Source organism: Accumulibacter sp., assembly GCF_023806565.1.
In the GTDB taxonomy this organism is placed as follows: Bacteria; Pseudomonadota; Gammaproteobacteria; order Burkholderiales; family Rhodocyclaceae; genus Accumulibacter.
On the sequence record NZ_JAMTDV010000076.1, the window covers coordinates 1 to 3,542 of the forward strand.

At 67.6% G+C, this 3,542-nt stretch carries 3 protein-coding genes; 1 reads left to right on the forward strand and 2 read right to left on the reverse strand.

Annotated features, from left to right (window positions below; all coding sequences use genetic code 11):
* The first annotated feature begins 84 nt into the window (after window positions 1-84).
* A complete protein-coding gene (locus tag NFV80_RS08995) occupies window positions 85-1,599 on the forward strand; it encodes a helicase HerA-like domain-containing protein (RefSeq protein WP_295400904.1) in 1,515 nt (504 codons plus the stop codon).
* 48 nt (window positions 1,600-1,647) lie between these two features.
* Here NFV80_RS08995 and NFV80_RS09000 read toward each other — a convergent pair whose 3' ends face one another.
* Window positions 1,648-3,063 (reverse strand): carbohydrate porin, encoded by a 1,416-nt coding sequence (locus tag NFV80_RS09000; protein WP_296758436.1) that lies wholly within the window; start codon window positions 3,061-3,063, stop codon window positions 1,648-1,650.
* 186 nt (window positions 3,064-3,249) lie between these two features.
* The coding region (locus NFV80_RS09005; RefSeq protein WP_296758438.1) for a hypothetical protein at window positions 3,250-3,542 on the reverse strand (293 nt) is incomplete at its 5' end.

Consider the following 3,542-nt stretch of genomic DNA (forward strand, 5'->3'; position numbering starts at 1 on the left):
GCCGCAAATGGTCGATAATCAAGGCCGGCATTCTAGCACTTCCGCCGCACCATCCTTTCCCGTCATCGCTTTCCGGAGTCGTCCATGGTCTCACCACTTCTCGTCGCCAGGCACGAAGGCACCGAACTGGCGCTGCTGCCGGCACTCGCCAACCGTCACGGCCTGATCACCGGCGCCACCGGGACCGGCAAGACGATCACCCTGCAACTGCTTGCCGAGCGCTTTTCCGCCATTGGCGTGCCGGTCTTCATGGCCGACGTGAAGGGGGATCTGTCGGGGCTGGCCGCTGCCGGCAGCCTGACGCCGAAGCTGCAGGAACGGCTCGACGCGCTCGGCGTCAAGGATCACGTGCCGGCGGGCTGCCCGGTCGTCTACTGGGACGTTTTCGGCGAGCAGGGACATCCGGTGCGGGCGACGATCTCGGACATGGGGCCGGTGCTGCTTGCCCGACTGCTGAACCTCAATGAAACGCAGTCCGGGGTCTTGCAACTGGTGTTCCGCATCGCCGACGACAACGGCTTGCTGCTCCTCGACCTCAAGGACTTGCGGGCGATGGTGCAGCATGTCGGCGAGAACGCGAAGAACTTCACCACGGAGTACGGCAACGTCTCGGCGGCGTCGATCGGCGCCATCCAGCGCGGGCTGCTGAACCTCGGCGAGCACGGTGGCGACCTCTTCTTTGGCGAGCCGATGCTCGACATCGGCGACCTGATGCAGACCGACGATGGCCGCGGCGTCGTCAACATCCTTGCCGGCGACAAGCTGATGGCTTCGCCGCGACTGTATTCGACCTTCCTGCTCTGGCTGCTCGCCGAACTGTTCGAACAACTGCCGGAAGTCGGTGACGTCGACAAGCCGAAACTGGTCTTCTTCTTCGACGAGGCGCATCTGCTCTTCAACGAGGCGCCGGCAGCGCTGCTGGAGAAGATCGAGCAGGTGGTGCGGCTGATCCGCTCGAAGGGAGTCGGCGTCTATTTCGTCAGCCAGAACCCGCTCGACATCCCCGACACGGTCCTCGGTCAGCTTGGCAACCGCGTGCAGCACGCCTTGCGCGCCTTCACGCCGCGCGACCAGAAGGCAGTCAAGGCTGCCGCACAGACCCTGCGTGCCAATCCGAAGTTCAACGCCGAGGAGGCGATCACCGAGTTGGGCGTCGGCGAGGCACTGGTTTCCTTTCTCGACGAGAAGGGCCGGCCGAACGTCGTCGAGCGTGCCTTCATCCTGCCGCCGGCTTCGCGGATTGGCCCGCAGTCCGCCGAGGAGCGGCAGGCGGTGATCAAGGCTTCCGCCATTTACGGACATTACGAGAAGGCCGTCGACCGCGAGTCGGCGTACGAGAAGCTGAAGGGCGCCGCGGCGCAGCAACCGACGGCCGGGCAGCCGACTGCCGCCGGGCAGGCGCCGGCGGCTGGCGGTGGTGGCTGGCTCGGCAGTCTCGGCGATCTGTTCGGCGGCGGGGGCGGCGGTCGCGGGCGTGGCGATTCGGTGGTCGAGACGGCGGCGAAGAGCGCGGCGCGGGCGATCGGCTCGCAGGTTGGCCGCGAGATCATTCGCGGTGTCCTCGGCTCGATTCTCGGTGGCGGGTCACGCCGGCGCTGATCGTGCCTGATCGCGCGCAGCTCGCTCATCCCGGCTGCGCGCCGACGCTCACAGCGTCAGTTGCAGGCGAACGCCGGCGACGGTCGAATCGGGCAGCTGGAAGCCCGGGTTGAAGATGCGCTGGAGCACGGGCTGGACCACCAGCCCGGGAAGCAGTGGCGCCTGGTAGGTGAGTTCGACCACCGTCTCGTTGCTTGCGGTCAGCGCTGACCCGGATTCGTCGGCCAGCAGGGCACGCCCCTGCGGATCGGCGTGCGCGCGCGTCGCCGCAATGCCGAAGACATCGTCTTCGCGACCGGGGAACGGGCCACGGAAGCTCATGCCGGCACTCAGCGAGTGGCCGAGCGTGCTGGTGCGCCCGTCGGTGAAGCCGTAGCGGGCGAAGAGGCTGAGGTCGCGCTTCGTTCCGGGGACGCGATGGACGGTCTGCTCGGCCAGCAGGTAGGCACCCCAGTGCCGCGAGTCGCGTGGCTCGTCGTTGGCATCGACCGCAGTCAGTTGCTCGAAGCGTGGCGCGTAGCGCCAGGCGCCGAGGGCCACCTTGCTGATCGGCGTGTAGTCGTCGTCATCGCCGGCCGGGCCGAAGCAATCGCCCAGAAGCCCCGCCTGCACTGGACTGAAGCCGACTTCGCCGATCAGCAGGCTGCCGGTGCTCTTGCGCCAACTGATGTTGGGGCCGGCGGTGTCGATTCGCTCGCTGGGAATGCCGCGGCTGATGGCCAGCATCGCGTACCAGGCCGGGTCGGGGTCGATCCGCAGGCGGGCGCCGTAACTGCTCGTGGCGTAGATCGACGGGCCGGCCAGACTACCGAAGTCGGCGACCTCGGCGGCCATGCCGAACGAGGGGTGGAGGAACACGCCAGACGAGTCGGTGACGTAGAACTCGCTGTCGAGCGGGTAGAGACCGGCGCGCAGCGAGGCCTTGCCGTCGAGGAACGACTGCTGCAGCCAAGCCTCGAAGATGCCGGTGCGGTTGACCGGCGCCTCGAGATTGTCGACGCCCATGAAGCTGCCCACATCGTTGAGGTTCACGCGCTGGCCGCTGTTGCTGATCAGGGCCAGGTACGCCGAGCCGCCGCGCCAGCCGAGGAGCTTCTCGCCGTCGAGCCCGATGGCGAGGTTGATGTTGCCCATGTAGCCGCCGCCGCGCCTGAGGCCGCCGCTGTTGTTGCGCAGGTAGTCGGCGGTGTAGACGAGGTCGACCTGGACGCCGGCGTCGAAAAGCCGCTGCCGGGCGCCGCCCCAGTCACCGCCGAGCGTGCTCGCCTGCCAGTCCGGCGCCTTGTCTTCGTTGTCGTCGTTGCCGGCACTCTGCGTTGGCGCGGCCACCTGATCGCCGCTTGCCGGGGCCGGCGCCCCTGCAGCGGCCTCGCCGGCGGCCAGGCCGGGGATTCCGGACAGCAGCAGGCCGGCGAGCAAGGTCGCCAGTCCCCTGTTGCCAAACGATTTCTCCTGCATCGACATGCCCTTCCTCCTCTCGCTGTGCAAAAGACTCTTGACTCTCGTTGACGTCATTTCAACATGGTTCTGTTGCAGATGCAACAGAGTTGACTTCAGGGAAGGCCGCGCGCATCGTGCCGAACGTGTGGACTCAGCAACACCGGTCGCTTGCGAATGCCGCCGTATCGCCGGGCCGGCGGGGCATTTTGTTCAGCGGTCTGCCGTGCCTTTGCGGCGGATGCTGAGCACTTGGCTTTGTGGCTGCTGCCGCCGGCTGGCGCAGCCGCAGCAGCCATTGCAGGGACGCGCATTCGCCTGGCGCTCGCCGCCGTTGGTTGCGGCGAGCGGTCGGCTGCGCGGCAGATTCGGCCAGAGCCGGGCGAGCGCCGGCATGAGCGTAGCGGCGAACAGCCCGCGGCCGAGATAAGCGATTGCGGCAACCACCACGCCATAGGCGGCGACTTCCTCGAGCATTTCAGCCTCCGCTGAGGAGCAGGGCGACG